Here is a 19,186-nt window from a genome sequence, read left to right as displayed (position 1 = left end):
GGTGAAAATCAGTGTCCCGATTTTTCCGCTCAGCCGCCCAGGTGTTCGTTGCCTTGATCCTGGTCACGGGCCTGACCGCAGGTGCCCATGCGCAAGACGACGGCAAGCGGTTGCGCACCGAACCATTGACCGTTCAAGGCACCGGCCAGACGCACAGTTTCACCGTGGAAGTCGCTGTCACTGCGCCTGAACGTTCGCGCGGCCTGATGTTCCGCGAGGAAATGGCCGCTGACCATGGCATGCTGTTCATTTTCGAACAGGAAGGCGACCGCTATTTCTGGATGAAGAACACGCCGCTGCCGCTCGATATCATCTATATCGATGCTGCGGGCAAGATCGTCAGCATTGCCGCCGATACGACGCCGTTCTCCGAACAGACGATTCCCTCTGCTGCGCCCGCAAAGTACGTCCTGGAACTGAACGCCGGAACGTCGGCAGAGCTCGGCATCGGCGTCGGCGATACGGTTTCCAGCGAGTCGATGACGGGCGGGTGAATAACCGAGGACGCCGCCGTCAACAGACCTGGCGATTAAGGTTTTTCCGGTCTTGACGTTGTCTGCGAACCTCTGTACATCCCCCAAATCAACGGATCGGGGTATAGCGCAGCCTGGTAGCGCATCTGGTTTGGGACCAGAGGGTCGCAAGTTCGAATCTTGCTGCCCCGACCATTTTTCCCAAGAAGTGAGACAACGAAAACGACTGCATCACGGTCTGCGGATGCTTTGGTGTGCGTGATTGACACCACGTGGTCGTCGGCGCTGATTTGGCGGCACGGACACAGCCGCACTGGCGCTCCGCAGTCCGAAGCGAGCCGAGTAACGCCGCGTTACCCCTTGAAGAACACCGATGGATCCGGCGGCATTTCGTCAAAGGCCGGTATTTCTGATCCCTCAAGAACGCCGGGCAGGGCGCGGGAGGCATAGACATTCGCCCTGGGAACCACAAAACCTCCGTCGTCGATCGTGCCAGCGCGTCCGACCTTGATGGCCGGGCGGCCAGCACATGAAGGAGCGCAGAAACGCTTTCGCACTGCGCCATACAAGCAACCGATCAGGACTGGACGATCGGATGAGATCTGGCGACAACCAGCCGGACCGCTTGGAAACTTTTACTGTCAAACCCCCACCCTGGATGATGTTCAATCGCCAAGATCAGGCGTGTGGTACCAGTGCATAATTCCATCGCCAAATTTGTGGGGATGCTTATCAGCGACAAGCTATTGTTTTCAAAATGAACTGTGACTCATAAAGAGCCTATTGGCCTATTTTTGCCAATCGATGTTTTTGTCAAGCTTCCCTAAGGTTACTTATTGACATGCAAGCTAGAATTGTAGAACTTTTACTATGTGCGAAAATTGGACTTCGCACGCTCATTTTTTTGCGACTGGAGTGTTTTACAATGGTCAAATTAATCTCATTGGTCTTGGGTTTTATGATTATTCTGAGTGCAGGTGCTTTCGCCAATGATACCGAGATTGCTGCTAAATTTTCTGGCAAGAATCTTTCCGGTAATGGTGTCGATATGAACATAAACGCAGATGGTACCTTCACGGGAAAAGTAGGAAAAAACCTAGATCAAGATTTTGCCGGAACCTGGGAAATCAAGAACGGGCAATGGTGCCGTACAATTTCAACGCCTGATAGATTCAAGGGTTCTGCTTGCCAAGATCTTACTTTCAACGGAGATGGTACCGTTACTATTGATGGTAGACGCGGTCCCGCCAAATACGCGTTGAAGTAGTTCAGCCTGCATTCATCTTCAATCTAGTTTTCAGGGCGTGGCGAACACTGCGCCCTGAATTTGTTTGGGATAGAAAACCATAACTCGGCAGGAGCCAAGCCATTGATTGAACGGATTTTCTCGCCGAGTGTCTTCACGTCATCGGATTGGGTTTACGTAACCTCCGGTTTGGTCCTCAAGTAGGTTTGTTCTTAAGTTGCTGCACCAGCAGAAGACGGCAAAGAGCCAATAGAGAAAAGTTTCTCAATAGGAGCCGAATAGTGTCTCAGAAGGTTGCGGACTGGACAGCCCTTTTGAGGTCTCGCTAACATTGATAGGAACTGCGATAAAGGTTTGGGCTGTGATACTGCGGCCCGCTGATGCTATGTGAATTGCCGTTCCAGGGTGGGCGAAAAGTGATCTGACGCTCGTCTCCATTGTCTGGTTTCAGGAACCTGTCATGTTGTTCTGGCGGACATGGACGGCGGAAATCTCGACCGTTTCCCAGACATCCGCCGCCCGGAGCGGGTCGCCGGCAAAAAGCCCTTCGATCGAGGCGCGGTCCGGCGCATCCAGCAGGAAGAAGGAGCCGCGCATGGTCTCGCCGTCATCCTTTGTCAGCGGCCCGGAAAGCAGCACCCTGACGCCATGGCGGGCAGGGGCCTCACCGAGATAGGCACGGTGAAGATCGATGACTTGAAGGTGTTGGCGCAGGGCGTCAGGACGGTCTTTTGCAAAGACGACGAAATGCATGACGGTTCCTACTCAAAGACAAGGCTGAGCGCCGGGATGAAAGTTAGCAGCAAGGTGACAATCGTCATCATGACCACGAATGGAAATGTGCCGATGAAAATGTCACCGAGCGTTGTGCTGCTGTCCGATATCGTCGCCTTGACCACGTAGACAGTCAGTCCGAACGGGGGTGTTAGAAGGCCGATCTCCACGGCGATCACCGTGACGATGCCGAACCAGATGAGATCGCCGCCAAGCCCGGTCACGATGGGCAGTGACAGCGGCAGAAGGATCAGCATGATCGACGTGGAATCAAGGATCATGCCCATCACGATCACCAGCAGCAGATAGATCATCATGAAGCCCATCAGCCCGAGCCCGGCATCGGAAAACAGCAGGGTGATTTCCTGGGGGATCGTCGACAGCGTCAGCATGCGCGAATACATCGATGCGGCAATGATCAAAAGCAGGATCGAGACGGAAACGAGACCGGTGTCGACCAGCACCTTCCAGAACCGCGCCCAGGTCAGGCTGCCCTTGGCAACGGCAACGGCAATCGACGCCGCTGCACCTGCCGCACCAGCCTCCGTCGGCGTGAAAAACCCGGAATAGATGCCGCCGAGAACGATGATGACAAGCACCGTGATCGGGATCAGCTTGACGACGGCGGTGCCCCAGGTCTCGCCCTCGATCACGGCCGGGCGGTCGCTCTGCATCACCATTTTGGGCCGGAAACGCGCCATCAGGTAGATACCGACGCCGAAGACCAGCGCCAGCAGGATGCCCGGCACGATCGCGGCGAGGAAGAGGGCGCCGACGGACTGTTCCGCCAAAACGCCGTAGATGATCAGGAGCAGGCTCGGCGGGATCAGCATGCCGAGGACGGAAGAGCCGGCAACCACCCCGAGCGCAAAGCGGTTGTTGTAGCCGTTGGCCACCATCTGCGGCACTGCGACCCTTGAAAAGACCGCCGCTGATGCAATGGAAATGCCGGTAATGGACGCGAAGACGGCATTGGCGGCAACCGTCGCCATGCCGAGACCGCCCTTGATCTTCTGAAGCATCCATGCGGCGACCCGGTAGGCGTCGCGCCCGATATCTGCCGTGTCGACGATGAGCCCCATGAGCACGAACAGCGGCACGACACCAAAGAGATAGCGGTTGATGGCCCCGTCGGCGGCCAGCGCCAGCGAGCGCATGGCGACGTTCGGATTGTCGCGGATCAGCCAGATACCGAGAAAGCTGAGCAGGATAAGAACAACCGCGATATGCGCGCCGGAGAAAATCAGCATCAGCATGAAGAAGATGGCGGCGACCCCGATTTCAATCCGCCCGAGATCGGCATAGAACACGCCGTAGCCGAGCACCAGAAGCAGCGCGATGCCGATCAGGATCGGCAGTCCCTTCGGCGGCAGATCGACCGAATGGCGGACGGTGAGGGGTTCGACGCGCGAGGCGTTCAGGATTTCCTTCACATCCGTGAGCACCTGCGTTGCGAACGCGAGACAGGTCAGGATCGAACCGCCGAAAAGACAGGCCTTGATCGGCCAGACTGGCGCGGTGAAGACGCCCTGCGCGCCGAAAAACTCGTTCTCGACCCAGGCATCCACGAGCTTTGGCCAGGTCCCCCAGGCGATCAGGGCAAACACGAATATGCCCGCAAGATGAAAGAAAACCCGCATGACGGCGGCAGCAAAAGGCCTGTGTTCCTCGATGCTGCCGATCAGGATATCGGTGCGGGTCATGCGCCCGCTCATCACCGTGTGTCCCGCCTGCAGGAATACGATTGCTACGATGGAGTTGGCAACGATTTCCGCAACACCCTGAACGGGCGAATTGAAGAAGGTGCGGCCGATGATGTCGGAGCAGATCAGGAGCATCAGGCAGAAGATCCAGATCGAGGCGGCCGCACTGACGGCGCCGGTGAGCGAGGAAACCCCGTTCACCGTCCGGTCGGCGCCGTGGCGGAATTGTCTAGATGTGATCGCCACGGCGAACCCTCCCGTTACTTCTGGGTCCAGTCGATGCGCGGTTCAAGACCGGCATCGCGCACCTTGGCCATGTAGGCCTGAAGCACGTCTTCCGCGCCCTTCGACGCGTTGGCGTCAGCCCAGTCCTTGGCAAGGTTCGGCAGCCCGTCGGCCCAGGTGCTGACTTCTTCCGCCGGAAGCGTGGTCACGGTTGCACCGGCTTCCGGAAGTTTGGCCAGGAACGCTTCGTAGCGCGCCATGACTTCCTCGGCATGGGCGACGGTGTATTCCTCACCAAGCTCCGTCAGGACCTTGCGGACATCATCCGACAGTCCGTCCCAGACATCCTTGTTGATGCCGAGACCGCCGGTCATCTGCGCGCCGATCCCCACCAGCGTTACGTAAGGAGCAACTTCGTAGTGCTTGTTCGGAAAGGCGCCGGTCACGATGACGACCATGCCGTCGGCCACGCCGGTCTGGATCTGGTTGTAATAGGTCGGCAGTGCGCCATTCACCGGCACTGCGCCCAGATGCTTGATCCAGTTGGCAGACGGGCCGGGGGCCAGGATCTTGCGGCCTTCCAGGTCCTTCAGGGAGTTCACCGGAAAATTCGTCAGGAGATGGTAGGTTTCCACCCCGCTGGCTCCGAGGAAGACAACGTTCTGATCGTCCCATGCCTTTTGCAGTGCGGGCAGTTCACGGTGCAACTCGTTCATGATCTTCAGGGTCGCAACGAGATCATCGGAAACGAACGGTGTGAAATAGGTCATGTTCTGGAGCGGCATCTTGGAGCCTTCCCAGAGCGTGCCGACCCAGCCGGCATCGGTCAGACCGTCACCGACGGCTTCCAACGTGTCCTTGAAACCATAGAGCGATCCGCCATAGGCCTCCGTCCATTCGATGCGGTCTTCAGACCCCATTGCCTCGAGACGCTTGTTGGATTCGCCAACGACCAGCGTGGACAGTTGTCCCACCCAGGGCAGCACGGTTGGGTGGCTGGATGCCATGGTCAGGTTGTATGTTTCGGCCTGCGCCGGTGCCATGGCCGCTGCCGCGGCCAGGCTGAGTGCAGCTATCATGCGTTTCATCGTTGTTCCTCCCAAAAGTGCGGTCATCAGGCGACCGCGTGGCGTCCTGTCGAGAAATTCACCTCGACCGTGATCCGGCCCTCGTTGAGCAGCCAGGGCCGGATCGTGAAACTGCGTGCACCCGAGGAGTGCATCGGGTCCGTCTCGGCGATTTCTCGTGCGTGAGCGAGGCTGTCGGCGCGGATGATCACCATGCCTTCGCCGTTCCAGGTATGTTCGTCATCGGCCCAGAAGGGACCGGCTCCGAGCATGATGCCGCGTTGTTCCAGTTCGACCTGGAACTTCAGGTGTTCCTCGATGTTGTCCATCACCGGGCCCATGCCGTTGGTCGGGCTGGTGAACACGACGAAGAGTTGCTTCTGCAGCATCCCCGCCGAAGCTTTCAGGATGTCGTCCTTGGTAATGTGCGGGCCTGACATGGCATCCTCCTCCTAAAGCGTCTGGCAGACGTCGGCGTAGTCGAACCTGGGCAGGCGCCGGAATATTTTCGACGTGTCGGCGTACCCGAGATTCACCAGGAAATTCGATTTGATGGACGTCCCATGGAAGAACTCCTCGTCCACCTTCTTGTTGTCGAAACCGGACATGGCCCCGACATCGAGCCCGACGGCTCTTGCCGCGAGCATGAAATAAGCGCCCTGCAGCGTACCGTTCCTGAAGGCGTTGACCTGCGCCGCCGTCGAGTTGTTCCGGAAGATGTCCTGGGCGTTGGGATTGGGTGGGAACAGCTTCGGCAGTTCCTCCCAGAAGTTGAGGTCATAGGCGATGATCGCCGTTACGGGGGCGGTGCGCATCTTGGGCCTGTTGGCCTCCATCAGGCACGGCTCGAGCCTGTCCTTGGCATCTTCCGAACGTATGAACAGCACCCGCATGGGCTGTTGATTCATTGAGGTCGGGCCCATTTTCGCAATGTCATAGAGCGCGTGCAGCGTCTCTTCGGAAACATCGCGGTCCTGCCAGCCGTAGTGGGTTCGGGCCACGGTGAACAAGAGCTCGAGGGTTGTCGGGTCTGCCGCATGTTCCATTGCCTGAAAGGCGCGCGCGGCCTCCCGGGCTTCAACATGTGCGGCTTCGAAGGGATCGCTCATGGATTGGGTCCTGGCTGTTTCAGAGGGATTGCTGTGCAAGGCCGAGCAGTGCGCGGGCCTCGGATGGGGTGGCAACAGGCCGGTTGTTCGCCGCGCAGATCTCGGCCGTTCGCCTGACAAGCGCGGCATTCGACGGCGCGAGCCGGTCCCGGTCGAGGCGGATATTGTCCTCAAGGCCCGTCCGCGCATGACCACCGGCGGCAATCGACCATTCGTTCAGGGCGAGCTGGTTCGCACCGATACCGGCAGCGCACCATTCGGCATCCGGCATCAGGCGCTCGACCGTTTTCACGTAGTAGTCGAACACATCCTTGTCCGCGGGCATGGCGTTCTTCACGCCCATGACGAACTGGATATAAATGTCGCCCGGAATGCGGCCGTCCCGGTTCATTGCCGCTGCCTGGTGGATATGGCTGAGGTCGAACGCCTCGATCTCTGGCTTGACGTTGTGGGTCCGCATTTCCCTGGCAAGCCAGTCGACAAGGTCGGGTGCGTTTTCATAGACGCGGGTCGGAAAGTTGTTCGAGCCGACCGAAAGCGAGGCCATGTCGGGTTTGAGGGACAGCATGCCGCCGCGTTCCTTGCCCGCCCCGGATCTTCCCCCGGTTGAGAATTGGATGATCATGCCGGGACAGTGCGTTTCCAGTCCTTCCTTGAGGCGGGCGAATTTCTCCGGATCCGAACTCGGGGTCTGATCGTCGTTGCGCACATGCGCATGGCAGATCGTTGCCCCGGCCTCGAACGCCTCATGGGTGCTCTCGACCTGTTCGGAAACCGTGATCGGCACGGCCGGATTGTGCTCCTTGCGCGGCAGGGAGCCCGTGATCGCGACACAGATGATGCAGGGTTTGGACATCTTATGCCTTTTTCGGTGCCAGCACGAAGTCGAACTCCACGTCCCAGAAAGAGGGGCCGCTGAAGCCGGCTTCCCTGGTTTTTTCCGGATCTTCGACCTTGCGGAAATCCGCGATCAGGCTTTTCTTCACGCCAAACACGCTGTCAGAATCGATGTACTCGTCGTCCGGGTCGAAGATGTGTGTGGTGAGTTCGTCGTAGCCATCCTTGGAGACGATGTAGTGGAGGTGAGCCGGGCGGAACGGGTGCCGTCCAAGACGGTTCAGCATGTCGCCGACAGGACCATCCGCCGGGATGGAATAGTGTTTCGGCTTGACCGCCCGGAACCAGTACTTTCCATCCGCTCCGGTGCGGAACACGCCGCGCAGATTGAACTCCGGCTGGATGCCCTTCTGCTGCACGTCGTAGAAGCCTTCGTCATTGGCCTGCCAGACATCGATCTTGACCCCTTCCATCGGGTTGCCGTCGATATCCTTCACCATGCCGCGCACCAGAAGGTCTTCGCCTTTTTCGTCCAGGCATATGTTGTGGCCCATCTCGTATTCCGGCGCATCGCCCAAGTGGAACGGACCAAGGACCGTGTTTTCCGACGCTCCTGTCGGACGACGCGAGTTGACGGCGTCCACCAGCATGGAGACGCCGAGAACGTCCGATAGCAGGATGAACTCCTGGCGCCAGTCGTCGCATTTGTGCCCGGTTGCCGTCAGGAACTGGATGGCCTTGAACCATTCTTCCTGCGTCGGCTCGATCTCCTTGACCGCTTCGTGCAGCTTGCGCGTGACCACTTCCATGATTTCCTTCAGACGCGGGTCGCTGGCATTCTTGTTCCGGCCCGTGACAACTTCGGCGGAGTTTTCTTCAGTGAAATAACCAAGCTCATGAGCTTCCATGGGGCTCTCCTTAGCGTGCGAGAATTTTGGAAAAGACGCGGCGCAGATCACCGGCGGGATCGCTTGTCAGCCCCGTGCTGCGCCAGGCGACATGCTGATCCGGGCGCACAAGGACGCAGCCCTTGTCGCTGACCTCACGTGCCCGCGCCCAATCACCGGTATGATCGACATATTTCCGGCGCGGACCGATCACATGCACGACGACGTTGAGACCGAACTCCGCACCGGCGGATTTGGCAACTTCTTCCCAGGTTTCACCGCCGATGCCGGTGAAGACGGTGAAGGTTCCACTGCCGCACAGGTCGAGCGTAGAGAACTTGTCGCCGCTGTCGTGATCGAACAGCCAGCAATGGGGAATGCGGGCGCCTGGCCAGGTCGTTGCCTGATAGTGCAGTTCGGCATCGCGTTCGAAGGCCGGTTCCGGCTGACCGTCCGTTTCGACCGCAGTCGACTTGTAACGCTGATTCATTTCAACGCCATGGGCGTCGAACTCGTATTTCTTGAAGGCAATGGCCTTGCGGATCGCCTCACGCTGTGTCTCGGCGGCATCAGTGCTGTCGCAGCGGGCAACAAGGTTCTGCTGCATGATTTCCGGGTCGACGCCTTCGCCCATGCCGAGCGCCTCGAAGATCGGTCCAAATTCGGCAATCGACTGGTTGGCGCGAGTCACGATCTGCTTGGCCACGGGTGCCCGTTCGACGCTGTAGCTGTCCAGCAGTGCTTCGCCCGCCTGACCCTTCAGAACCGCGGCAAGCTTCCAAGCCAGGTTGAAACTGTCCTGGATGGAAGTGTTTGAACCAAGTCCGTTTGACGGTGGGTGCCGGTGCGCCGCATCGCCCATGATGAACACGCGGTCCTTGTGCATATGCGTCGCGTACATGTTGTTGACGGTCCATGTGTTCGCCGAGATCAGCTCGATCGTGAGATCGGGATCTCCGACAAGCTGACGGGCAACATCGGTCGCCATGGCTTCATCGACTTCCGGGGCCGGCTGGTTGATGTCGTAACCCCAGACGATCAGCCACTCGTTCCAGGGGCGCACCATCCTGACAAGACCCATACCGATGCCGCCGACATCCGCACCGGGCTGCATCACCCAGTAAAGAACGGACGGTCTATGGGCGACATATTTGGAAAGATCTGCCCTGAAGAGAATGTTCATCGAGCCGCCAACACCCATCTTGCCTTCAAATGGCAATCCGGCATGTTCGGCAACTAGGGAATTTCCGCCGTCCGCACCAACGAGATATATTGATCGGACAGTGAATTCCTTTCCCGAAAGTCGGTCGAGACAGGTGGTCGTCACACCCTCCGGGTCCTGTTCGTGGGAGAGGTACTCTGTCGACATGCGCGCCTGGGTTCCCCGCGAGCAGGCCGTTTTGAACAGAAGCGGCTCCATGAAGGTCTGCGGCAGGTCGTTCATCATCGTCGGCGAGGCCATCAGGTGTTCCGCCTTGGAGAGCGGGTGATTGCCCCAGCTTTTCATGCGCCCGATTTCTTCGCCTGCAAGGCTCTCGCAGAAGACATTCTCGCCCATGAGTTCCTGGTGCGCGGCGAAGAGGTATGCTTCGTCCTCGACCTCCCGTCCAAGATCCCTGAGGACCTCCATCGTTCGCTGGTTGGTGATGTGGGCGCGCGGCGTGTTGGCGAGCCAGCGATAACGGTTGATCGCCATGTTCTCGATGCCGTAGGTCGACAGAAGTGCCGCTGTCGCGGAGCCCGCCGGGCCAGTGCCGATGATCAGGACATCGGTGCTGAAATCAGCCATGTGCAATTCCTCCAAAATCGATCAGGACCGTGGATCCCAGAGACGCGCGTCGAAATCAGCCTCATAGGCCTTGCCGCCCGGGTAACTCACGAGTTCGAGCTGCATGCCCCAGGGCGCGAGGAAATAGACCCACGTCTCGCCGGCGGACGGGCCTTCGGTCATTTTCGTCGGCGCTCCCAGCACCGTGATGCCCTTGTTCTGCAGGTAGGCGACCGCGCCATCCATGTCGGTCGTGTAAAACGCCAGGTGATGCCCGCCGATGTCGGAATTGCGCGGCAGTTCGCTGTTCTGGTCCGGCGCGGTGTACTGGAAGACTTCCAGGTTGGCGCCGTTCGCGCAGCGCACGAGACGCATGGCCGGAATGGTCGCCTTTGGGTCGACATTCAGTTGATCCTGCATCCAGGTGCTGTCGCCACCTGAAAACGGGCCGAGTGGATAGAACGCCTGACAGCCGAGCGTGCCGGTGAAGAACGCAACGGCTTCTTCCAGGTCGGGGACCGTAAAACCGATATGGTCCATGCCCTTCATGCCGGGCAGGCCTTCGGCTGCCGCCACGGACCCGCTGGCGATCAGGCACAGGGCTGCAAGTGTTTTTTTCATTTCAACCTCCCGTTTTTTCGGTGGAGCCGCCGGAGAGCCTGCGGCGGATGGGAAAGAGTTCGATGCCGGTGCGGTCCGTGAAGAGGCCCCAGAGGCCGCGCGGCGCAAACAGCATGATGATGATGCCCAGCAGACCGAGAACCAGCAGGTACCAGGAGCCGTATCCGGACAGGGAGTTCTGCAGAGCGAAGTAAACGAGGACGCCGATGATCGGTCCCTCGATCGTGCCGATGCCGCCGATGACGACGATGAAGATCACGTAGGCGGTCCAGTCGAGCACCGAGAAGGCGGCATCGGGAGAAATCCTCGCCTTCTGCACGTAGATTAGCGCCCCGGCGAGACCCGTGATGAAGGCCGTGCTGAGATAGACGATCGTCTTCAGGCGCTGCGCGTCGACGCCGACGGAGCGCGCGGCATTCTGGTTGTCGCGCACGGCCGCAAGCCCGAGACCCTGACGCGAGCGCAGCAGCCGGTAGACGACACCAACCGTGGCGACTGCCAGAACAAGCGCAAGCCAGAACGTGATGACATCGGTTGCCGCGGAAGTCTTGAAGCCGAAGGTGTCCTTCAGGAAATCGAGGCCGAACATGTCACGGGTCGCGCTGCGAGGCAGGGACGTGCCCGTGCCGCCGCCAAGTGCCTTCCATTGCGCAACGGTAAGGCGCACGATCTCCGCGACCACCCAGGTTCCGATGGCGAAATAGGCGCCTTGCAGACGGAATGTGAAGAAAGCGGTCGGGATGGCGAGCAGGGCCGCAGCGATTCCTCCAAGGAGGATCGAGAGCAGTGGATCGAGGTCCAGAAGAATGACACCACCGAACATGGCGTAGGCACCAATGCCGACGAAGGCCTGCTGGCCGACGGAGACAAGGCCCGCATATCCGGCGAGCAGGTTCCAGCCCTGCGCCAGCACCAGCATGGTGAGAATGAAGAAGAGGTCCTGGATCAGGCTGCGCGAGGCATAGAAAGGAGCAAAGACCAGAACGATCACGAGGGCAGCTGCGAGACCAAGGAACATGGTCGACGTGCGTGTCCGGGTTTCAACGGTCCAAGCGGTTCGGGCGGACGTGGCCATGGCGTGTCTCCCTTAATCCACGGCCCGCGGAAACAATCCGCGTGGTCTGAGCAACAAGACGATGACGAAAGCGACGTGACCGGCAAGGATCTGCCATTCCGGGTTGATGGCGGCTCCGAGCGTCTGCGCGATGCCGATGATGATGCCACCGGCAAGCGTGCCCCAGAGCGAGCCGAGCCCGCCGATAATCACGGCCTCAAAGGCATAGATCAGGCGCGCCGGACCGATCGTCGGGTCGAAATTGGCACGGGTGCCGAGATAAAGCGCGGCAATGGTCACAACGACCATCGCGATACCGGTTGCCGTCGCAAAGATGTTTTGCGGACGGATGCCCATAAGGCTCGCTGTCACGGCATCGTCCGAAGTCGCCCGGAAGGCACGGCCAAGTGACGTGCTGTAGAAAAGCCTGTTGAGCGCCACAATCACCAAGACGGCAGACACGAAGGTCAGGAGCGGCATGACGCCGACATTGATGGGGCCAATTGCAAGCGACGCGGTTTCGAGCGGGCCGACGGAGAGGCGCTGACTGTCTGCCGAGAAACCTTCCAGAAGCGCGTTCTGGATCACGATCGACAGACCGAAAGTCACGAGAAGAGGCGGCAGGATATCGGGGCCGAGCGTCCGGTTGAGAACATGCATCTGCAGCAGCCAGCCGATACCGAAAAGAACCGGAGCCGAGATCAGGGCGGCCAGAAACGGATCGGTGCCAAGCAGGGTCACAAGCACCAGGATCAGGTAGGCGGCCATGACGATGAGATCCCCGTGGGCGAGGTTCACCAGCCGCATGATCCCGAAGACGAGGCTCAGTCCGGCGGCAAAGAGGGCATAGAGGCCGCCGAGCAGGACCCCTTGGACGATTGTGTCGACCCAGATCATGCGGTAGCTCCGAAATAGGCGTTGTGAATAGCGTCGCGACTGAGGTCGGCGGGAGCGCCTTCCAGCGTGATCCGGCCTTCCATCATGCAGTAAACGCGGTCGGCCACTTTCAGCGCCTGACCGATGTCCTGTTCCACCACCACAATGGACGTGCCGGTCTCCTTGATCTTCGGAAGCGCGGCGTAAATGTCCTTGATGATCACCGGCGCAAGACCAAGGCTGATTTCATCGCACAGGAGCACGCGCGGGTTGGACATCAGCGCCCGCCCGATCGCCACCATCTGTTGCTGTCCGCCGGAAAGGGCTGTCCCTGGGTTGAGCCTGCGTTCTTTCAGGACCGGGAACATGTCGTAGACGGTTTCCAGGGTCCATGTGCCGCCGGCCTTGCGGCCGTAGGCACCGATCAGAAGGTTTTCCTCGACGCTCAGCGAAGGGAAGAGTTTGCGTCCCTCTGGCACCATGGCGATGCCTTTTTTCACGATATCCGCCGCGTGGGTGGAACCGATCTGATCATCTTCGAACGTGATTGCCCCGGGCTGGTTGCTCAGGACGCCGGAGATCGAGCGCATCAGCGTGGTCTTTCCCGCCCCGTTCGCGCCGATGATCGCAACCGTTTCACCTTCCTCGAGCCGGATATCAACCCCGAAGAGCGCCTGGAAGTCGCCATAGTGGGCGGTCAGCTTGTCTGTTTGGAGCAACGCCATCACACATCGATCCCGAGATAGATTTCGCGCACTTCCTGCGAGTTCATGATGGCGTCCGGTTCGCCAATGCCGATCACCTTGCCGAAGTCGAGCACCAGAAGGCGTTCGGCCACCGATGTCAGGGCGTGGAGAACGTGCTCGATCCAGATGATCGACATGCCGCCCGAATGTATTTTCGTGATAGTCGCGACCAGCGCGTGACACTCGCCTTCGGTGAGACCGCCCGCGATCTCGTCGAGCAGAAGCACCTTGGGCCGGGTTGCCATGGCACGGGCCAATTCCAGGCGCTTGCGTTCCAGAAGGCTGAGCCGGCCGGCAACTTCGTTCGCCTTGCCGATCAGTCCCGTCTCGACAAGAATATCCGCGCATTCATCTGAAACGGCGCTTTCCGGCAGGCGATTGCCGAAGGCTCCGGCAACGATCAGGTTTTCGAACACGGTCAGCTTCTCGAAAGGCTGCGGGATCTGAAAGGTGCGTCCCAGGCCGCTGAGGCACCGTTCCATCGGCGGAACATTGGTTACGTTCCGGCCGAGAAAGTCGATCCGGCCCTCGTCAACCGGCAGATTGCCGGTGATGAGGTTGAACAGGGTCGATTTGCCGGCGCCGTTCGGTCCGATCACACCCAATGCCTCGCCTTCGGCGAGATCAAAGGTGATGTGTTGCGAAACGCGCAGCGCGCCAAAGGCTTTCGACACGTTGTTGAGTGCCAGGATCGTCATGGCTTCAGTCCCTCAAGCGGGCACGGACCCTAAGTCCGCACCAGCCGGTCTTCAGGTGATCGGTTCCATTTTTCCGCCGGTCGGAATCTCCGGCGCGGTCTGGTTGTCGGTGATGACCAGGTCGTAGCCACCTCTGTCCTTCAGGCGCCATTGGCCGCCGACCAGAGGTGTCTTTGCAACGTTCTTGGCCGCGAACGGAGGCAATCCTTTGCCGTCCCAGGCAATCGGACCGACGATGGTGTCGAGCTTTGTGGCGGCGATGACTTCCGAGACTTCGTCCGCGTCCGTCGGGTCACTGGCGCGTTTCATGACATCGGCCGCCAGTTCGAACAGCGCATGGACAAAGCCGATCGGCTGGGTCCAGGGCCGCCCCGTGGCTTCAGTAAAGCCCGACGCGAGCTGGGCGGAGCTGTCACCCGTCAGGGAGGACGAGAACGGATGTGTCGGGCTCCACCAGACTTCGGACGAGAGATTGTTGCCGGCATCGCCAAGGGCCTCGACGGCCTGGGGGAACAGAATCGCCTTGCCGATCGACGCAACCTTGGGCGCAAAACCCCGTTGTTTCGCCTGCGTCCAGAACGTCGTGAAATCCGGCGGGATCATCACGCCGGTGACGATGTCCGCATTCGCCTGTTTGAAGGCGTTGATCTGCGCGGTGAAATCGTCGGTCAGGTTCTGGTAGCGGCCGGGGTCGGTCAGGCCGTAGCCGAGTTTTTCAAGAACCGGCGGAAAGCCCACATTCGGATCGCCCCAGGCGTTGCCGTCACCATCGTTGGGGAAGAGACCGCCGACTTGCTTGTTGGTGTCGAGCTGTCCCCACATGTTGGTGAAGACCGCAATGACGTCCTCAAGGCCCCAGAAGAAGTGATAGGAGTAGTAGAACGGTTCCCAGCTACCCGGGTCGCCGGGGTTGCCTTGCTGCCCGATGAACCAGGGCTGCCAGGGAGCGACCGTCGAGATGCAGGGAATTTCTTCGCTCTCGCATGTCGTCGTGACGGGATTTGTGGTTTCAGGCGTAGAGGCCACAAGCATCAGGTTGATTTCATCATCGATGATCAACTCGCGGGCGACTTCGGCGGCACGGTTCGGGTTGGACTGGCTGTCCTTGACGATCACCTCGATGTTAAGGCCTTCGGCTTTCGCGGCGGCGTTGAAACCGCTGATGATGAAATTGTCGGCTTCTGCAAAGGCGGCGAGGGGACCGGTTTGCGGGCTCACGTAGCCGAGCTTGATCGGTGTCCCTTGCGCGCGGGCGGGCAGAGCCAGACCCGACGAGCCTGCAAGCGCGGCGGTTGCCGCAGTCGATTTCAGGAATGTGCGTCTATTCAACATGTTGGTTCCTCCCAGACCAGGTGGTCAGACTGCGGGCCGCGAGCCTTCCCAGGCGTCCTGCAGCAGATTGCGGATGGATTCGCGGTCGATCGGGCGCGGGTTCCAGTAAGGGTTCTCGGTGGCAATGTCGGCGGCGCGATCCAGATCGCCTTCGCTCAGCCCAAGGTCCCGGAGCGCCAGCGGCGCGCCGATTTGTGTCGAGAAGTCGAAGAGGCCTGCGCCGGGCGTCGCGCTGAAGAGATCGGCAATGGGCTGCAGCTGTTCGGGAACCGCGCCGGCATTGAAGCCGACCGTGTGCGGGAGCATGATCGCGTGGGTTTCCGCATGCGGCGCGTCGAAACTGCCTCCGAGCGTGTGGCAGATCTTATGATGAAGCGCCATGCCGACAGTACCGAGGACCGTGCCGCAGAGCCACGCACCATAGAGCGCTGCGGAGCGGGCCTCGGTATCTGCTGGGTCTGCCTTGAGCAAAGGCAGAGCTTCGCTGAACGCAGCCAGACCTTCGGCCGCCATCAGGCTGGAAACAGGATTGCGGTCCTGCGCGTAAAGGGCTTCAGCGGCATGGGCCATGGCATTCAGACCGCTGGTGATTGTCATCGAAAGCGGCAGACCGGTGGTCAACTCCGGGTCATAGATTACGACCTCAGGCAATATGCTGTCGCCGCGGATCGTCGTCTTGCGCCCGCCCTCCGTCTGGCCGAGGATCGGGGTCACTTCAGATCCGGCGTAAGTTGTCGGGATGACGATCTGGGGCAGGTCGGTCCGGTAGGCGATTGCTTTGCCGAGCCCGGTTGTGGAACCGCCGCCGAGCGAGACGACACTGTCTGCGCCGGACGTTCTGACGAGGTTCATAGCCTCCTCAGTGACATCGACGGGCGTGTGCATCGCCGCTTTCGCGAAAACACCGACGGCAAGAGCGCCAAGATCGTCGGCCAGCCGGGCGGCATCGTCTGCCTGATGCGGCGTGGACAGCACCAGGGCTTTCCGGCACCCGAGCTTTTCCACCCATGCCCCTGTTTCGGCGCGTTTTCCGGCTCCAAAAACGATATGGGCTGCGCTGCCCCGGTAGGTGAAGGCGCGGGTCATGCATCAGGCTCCTGTCTGGTCGGGTTCAGGTAGAAGTCAATCTCCAGCATCAGCGGCGCGTCCGATCCGCCCTTGGAATCCTTGAAGCATGCGACGAGGCCGGGCTTGACGCTGAAAAGCGGGTCCTTGCCGAGGTTCGGGTCTTCCCTGTCGAAGATCTGTGTCGTCAGGGTCTCGAAACCGGTGGCCGTTACCTGGAAATGGACATGGGCCGGCCGGCAAAGCGGCGCGCCGAGTTTTGCAAGCAGATCGCCGAGCGGGCCGTCCTTCGGCACTTCGTAGCCGGATGGGCGGATTGTGCGGTAGGAAACGCGGCCAGTTTCGTCCGAAACGAAATGTCCGCGCAGATTTTGCTCTGGCTGCAGATCAGGCTGCTGGTTTTCGTAGTACCCTTCGGCATTCGCCTGCCAGGTTTCGACACGTGCACCGGAAACAGGACGGTCGTCGAGATCCCTGAGGTGAAGGGTGACGTCAACCGGTGTTCCTGCGCGATCCAGGGAGATGTTTTCGCCGTGTTGCATGAGCGGCACGTCCGCCCGGTAGAACGGCCCGCGCATTGTGTTTGGCGTTGCCCTTTCGGGCCGATCCGAGTTGAGCGCATCGACAAGCGTGGACATGCCGAGAAGGTCGGATACCAGAACCCATTCCTGGCGCCGGTCGTCGCACAGATGGCCGACTTCGGTCAGGAACGCGATTGCCGCACGCCAGTCCTTGAGGCTTGGCCGTGTTTCCCGGACAACCGCGTGAAGATGTTCGGCGATCTTGCTGAGCACCAGGGCAAGCCGTTCATCCGAAGCCGTGTCGAGCCGCTCGGCAAAGAGCCGGTCGGACGTTTCCGTCTTGAAATAGGCGATGTCGGACATGCCGGCCATGGTTCCTCCCAACGGTCATTTCCTGACCTCTGGGAAAGGTTATCTGCCGGAACAGTGCAGTTGATGATTTCTAATGCGAAGTTTATAACATATTGCTATGAAGTTAGATGAGCGACATCTGATCCAGCTTGCCGCGGTCGTTCAGACCGGCAGCGTGACGGAGGGGGCCGAACTGCTCGGCATGACCCAACCGGCGGTGTCACGCACCCTGTCTTCGTTCGAAAAGCGACTTGGCGAACCGCTCTTCCAGAAGGGGCAAAGGCCGCTTTTGCCGACCCCGCTGGGACAGGCCCTGGCCGATCAGGGAATGGTGATGTTGGCGGCCTCGCGCAAGGCGTCGGAGACGGTTCGGAATTTTCAGGAAGGCAAGGCGGGGACTGTGCGGGTTGGCGGAACCCCGTTCTTCATGGATGCGCTGATTTCCAGCATGACCGCGGATTTCCAGAACACCTACCCGGAAATCCGGGTCGACCAGAGTTACGGTTATGTCCGGGATCTGCGCGAAGCGGTTCATGCGGACAGGATCGATCTCGCGATCTGCCCGATTGACATTCTGGGGGAGGGATCCGGTCTTGTGTTCGACGAAATCCTGCCCGGCCGGAACGTCGTTGCCTGCAGCGCCTTGCATCCGCTTCTGGGCAGTCGCAGGACCGGAGCCCAGGAACTGCTCGAATATCCCTGGATTGCCCCGCCACCCGGCAGTCCGCTCTACGCGGACCTTCACTCCATCCTGCTTTCGCTCGGAGCCACCGAAATCAAGGTCCGGTACTCGGGCGGGTCGCTTGCCAGCGTCATCAACTACATGACCCGAACCAATGCCCTGACCGTGCTGCCGCACAGTGTGGTCTTTGCTTACCGGAAGGAGCGGTCAATGACCGCTTTGCCGTTCCAGATCCCGCACCCTGACAGGGCGCTCGGAATCCTGCGCTTGGCCAACGCGCCATACCTGCCCGCCGTCGACAAATACGCACAGCACGTCGCGAAAAGCTTCGAAAACCTGCGGCACCTGATCAAGCGGCACGAAGATGCCGTTGTCTGGGGCGGTTGACCGTGGTCGCCGCCATCGCCGTCCTCGGTCCGTGGCAAGTCTGCGAATGTTCTTCAAGGAGCCGGAACAAATCAACCAGCCAAGCGGCAAAGCGAGGTGCCTCCTTCCGTCGCAGACACACGGTCAGTGAAGTCTTTGTCTGTGACACAAACGTGTTTTCTAGTCAGCGTTCAGCGTGTAGTGCGGGTCATGATCAGAACAATCATTGTGACTGCCAGTCATGTCAGAGGGCTTGGTTATGCTGCAGTCGTAACTCCAGGAAAACGTGCTGTTTTTGGCTTCCCAGTTGAATGTTACGCTCTCTGTATTGGCGTTATCCGCCGTATAAGAGGCATACATCTTCGGATGATTTGCCTTGTGCATATTGTAGTGAAACTCGATCTGCCCGGTCTGGCCTGACGGAATGGTAGATGAGTATTCCTTTACACTGGTCTGGTGACGCTCCATCACAAGGTTCGAAAGTTTCCACGGTGTCTTGTTGATAATGTGAATGGTGATTGTTCTGCTGTCATCAGCTATTGCGGATACGGGCAGGACAGACACAGCCGCGACGGCGGCAATCAGGGGAATTCTGAGCATGGGACACACCTCGTTAATGGAACACACGAGGATCAGATTATGAGAATAAACAACGCGTGAAAATTGTCAAATTAGATAATGCAATTTAAGAGAGAATTTACGCTCTCAGGTGCAGAAAAACTGAGTGTTTGCTGTTGGTTGACCCACTTTTCACGCAAGAGAATGATATGAATGGACTTGGATCG

The 19,186-nt window shown here is 59.6% G+C and carries 20 protein-coding genes and 1 tRNA gene; 4 read left to right on the top strand and 17 right to left on the bottom strand.

The annotated features are described in order from the left end of the window. Nucleotides 1-11 precede the first annotated feature (11 nt). The 3 genes from RDA78_RS22945 to RDA78_RS22935 all read left to right on the top strand — a co-directional run bounded on the left by RDA78_RS22945 (nucleotide 12) and on the right by RDA78_RS22935 (nucleotide 1,740). Complete coding sequence (locus RDA78_RS22945) at nucleotides 12-494, top strand: DUF192 domain-containing protein (protein WP_434052085.1); 483 nt, start codon at nucleotides 12-14, stop codon at nucleotides 492-494. Nucleotides 495-591: 97 nt separating this feature from the next. Next, a tRNA-Pro gene (locus RDA78_RS22940) sits at nucleotides 592-668 on the top strand. 730 nt (nucleotides 669-1,398) lie between these two features. Then, on the top strand, nucleotides 1,399-1,740 hold the full coding sequence (locus tag RDA78_RS22935; RefSeq protein WP_434052084.1) for a hypothetical protein: 342 nt from the start codon (nucleotides 1,399-1,401) through the stop codon (nucleotides 1,738-1,740). 426 nt (nucleotides 1,741-2,166) lie between these two features. Here the strand turns inward: RDA78_RS22935 and RDA78_RS22930 are convergent, their stop codons facing one another. From RDA78_RS22930 to RDA78_RS22855, 16 genes are all read right to left on the bottom strand, one after another. Beyond that, on the bottom strand, nucleotides 2,167-2,472 hold the full coding sequence (locus RDA78_RS22930; RefSeq protein WP_434052083.1) for a YciI family protein: 306 nt from the start codon (nucleotides 2,470-2,472) through the stop codon (nucleotides 2,167-2,169). Between the two features lie 8 nt (nucleotides 2,473-2,480). Further along, complete coding sequence (locus RDA78_RS22925; RefSeq protein WP_434052082.1) at nucleotides 2,481-4,442, bottom strand: TRAP transporter large permease subunit; 1,962 nt, start codon at nucleotides 4,440-4,442, stop codon at nucleotides 2,481-2,483. A 14-nt stretch (nucleotides 4,443-4,456) separates the two neighbouring features. Further along, the gene (locus tag RDA78_RS22920; RefSeq protein ID WP_434052081.1) at nucleotides 4,457-5,509 is read right to left on the bottom strand and encodes a C4-dicarboxylate TRAP transporter substrate-binding protein; all 1,053 of its coding nucleotides are present in this window, start codon (nucleotides 5,507-5,509) and stop codon (nucleotides 4,457-4,459) included. A 26-nt stretch (nucleotides 5,510-5,535) separates the two neighbouring features. Beyond that, a complete protein-coding gene (locus tag RDA78_RS22915; RefSeq protein ID WP_434052080.1) occupies nucleotides 5,536-5,928 on the bottom strand; it encodes a YciI family protein in 393 nt (130 codons plus the stop codon). A 12-nt stretch (nucleotides 5,929-5,940) separates the two neighbouring features. Continuing rightward, nucleotides 5,941-6,534, bottom strand: coding sequence for a malonic semialdehyde reductase (locus RDA78_RS22910; protein WP_434056198.1), 594 nt, complete (start codon nucleotides 6,532-6,534; stop codon nucleotides 5,941-5,943). Nucleotides 6,535-6,616: 82 nt separating this feature from the next. Then, on the bottom strand, nucleotides 6,617-7,453 hold the full coding sequence (locus RDA78_RS22905) for a 3-keto-5-aminohexanoate cleavage protein (RefSeq protein WP_434052079.1): 837 nt from the start codon (nucleotides 7,451-7,453) through the stop codon (nucleotides 6,617-6,619). A 1-nt stretch (nucleotide 7,454) separates the two neighbouring features. After that, nucleotides 7,455-8,342, bottom strand: a complete 888-nt coding sequence (locus RDA78_RS22900; protein WP_434052078.1) for an intradiol ring-cleavage dioxygenase — start codon at nucleotides 8,340-8,342, stop codon at nucleotides 7,455-7,457. 10 nt (nucleotides 8,343-8,352) lie between these two features. Further along, nucleotides 8,353-10,110, bottom strand: coding sequence for an FAD-dependent oxidoreductase (locus RDA78_RS22895; protein WP_434052077.1), 1,758 nt, complete (start codon nucleotides 10,108-10,110; stop codon nucleotides 8,353-8,355). A gap of 21 nt (nucleotides 10,111-10,131) precedes the next feature. After that, nucleotides 10,132-10,710: a VOC family protein gene (locus RDA78_RS22890; RefSeq protein ID WP_434052076.1), complete on the bottom strand. Its 579-nt coding sequence runs from the start codon at nucleotides 10,708-10,710 to the stop codon at nucleotides 10,132-10,134. 1 nt (nucleotide 10,711) lies between these two features. Further along, nucleotides 10,712-11,785, bottom strand: a complete 1,074-nt coding sequence (locus RDA78_RS22885; protein ID WP_434052075.1) for a branched-chain amino acid ABC transporter permease — start codon at nucleotides 11,783-11,785, stop codon at nucleotides 10,712-10,714. Nucleotides 11,786-11,797: 12 nt separating this feature from the next. Next, nucleotides 11,798-12,661 carry a branched-chain amino acid ABC transporter permease gene (locus RDA78_RS22880; protein WP_434052074.1) on the bottom strand — a complete coding sequence of 288 codons (864 nt, stop codon included), beginning with the start codon at nucleotides 12,659-12,661 and terminating at the stop codon, nucleotides 11,798-11,800. After that, nucleotides 12,658-13,365 carry an ABC transporter ATP-binding protein gene (locus RDA78_RS22875; protein ID WP_434052073.1) on the bottom strand — a complete coding sequence of 236 codons (708 nt, stop codon included), beginning with the start codon at nucleotides 13,363-13,365 and terminating at the stop codon, nucleotides 12,658-12,660. Before RDA78_RS22875 ends, RDA78_RS22880 begins: the two co-directional genes overlap by 4 nt. Next, nucleotides 13,365-14,084, bottom strand: coding sequence for an ABC transporter ATP-binding protein (locus tag RDA78_RS22870; RefSeq protein ID WP_434052072.1), 720 nt, complete (start codon nucleotides 14,082-14,084; stop codon nucleotides 13,365-13,367). Before RDA78_RS22870 ends, RDA78_RS22875 begins: the two co-directional genes overlap by 1 nt. A 51-nt stretch (nucleotides 14,085-14,135) precedes the next feature. Then, on the bottom strand, nucleotides 14,136-15,416 hold the full coding sequence (locus RDA78_RS22865) for an ABC transporter substrate-binding protein (protein WP_434052071.1): 1,281 nt from the start codon (nucleotides 15,414-15,416) through the stop codon (nucleotides 14,136-14,138). Nucleotides 15,417-15,440: 24 nt separating this feature from the next. Beyond that, nucleotides 15,441-16,502 (bottom strand): maleylacetate reductase, encoded by a 1,062-nt coding sequence (locus RDA78_RS22860; protein WP_434052070.1) that lies wholly within the window; start codon nucleotides 16,500-16,502, stop codon nucleotides 15,441-15,443. Continuing rightward, nucleotides 16,499-17,374 (bottom strand): dioxygenase, encoded by an 876-nt coding sequence (locus tag RDA78_RS22855; RefSeq protein ID WP_434052069.1) that lies wholly within the window; start codon nucleotides 17,372-17,374, stop codon nucleotides 16,499-16,501. The genes RDA78_RS22860 and RDA78_RS22855 overlap by 4 nt, the downstream gene beginning before the upstream one ends. A gap of 97 nt (nucleotides 17,375-17,471) precedes the next feature. Here RDA78_RS22855 and RDA78_RS22850 point away from each other — a divergent pair, with 97 nt between their 5' ends. Next, the gene (locus tag RDA78_RS22850; RefSeq protein ID WP_434052068.1) at nucleotides 17,472-18,422 is read left to right on the top strand and encodes a LysR family transcriptional regulator; all 951 of its coding nucleotides are present in this window, start codon (nucleotides 17,472-17,474) and stop codon (nucleotides 18,420-18,422) included. 159 nt (nucleotides 18,423-18,581) lie between these two features. Here the strand turns inward: RDA78_RS22850 and RDA78_RS22845 are convergent, their stop codons facing one another. After that, the gene (locus tag RDA78_RS22845) at nucleotides 18,582-19,001 is read right to left on the bottom strand and encodes a hypothetical protein (protein WP_434052067.1); all 420 of its coding nucleotides are present in this window, start codon (nucleotides 18,999-19,001) and stop codon (nucleotides 18,582-18,584) included. Nucleotides 19,002-19,186 lie beyond the last annotated feature (185 nt).

Source organism: Roseibium sp. (assembly GCF_051016195.1).
Taxonomy (GTDB): Bacteria; Pseudomonadota; Alphaproteobacteria; order Rhizobiales; family Stappiaceae; genus Roseibium.
This window is presented reverse-complemented; position numbering and strand designations above follow the sequence as displayed.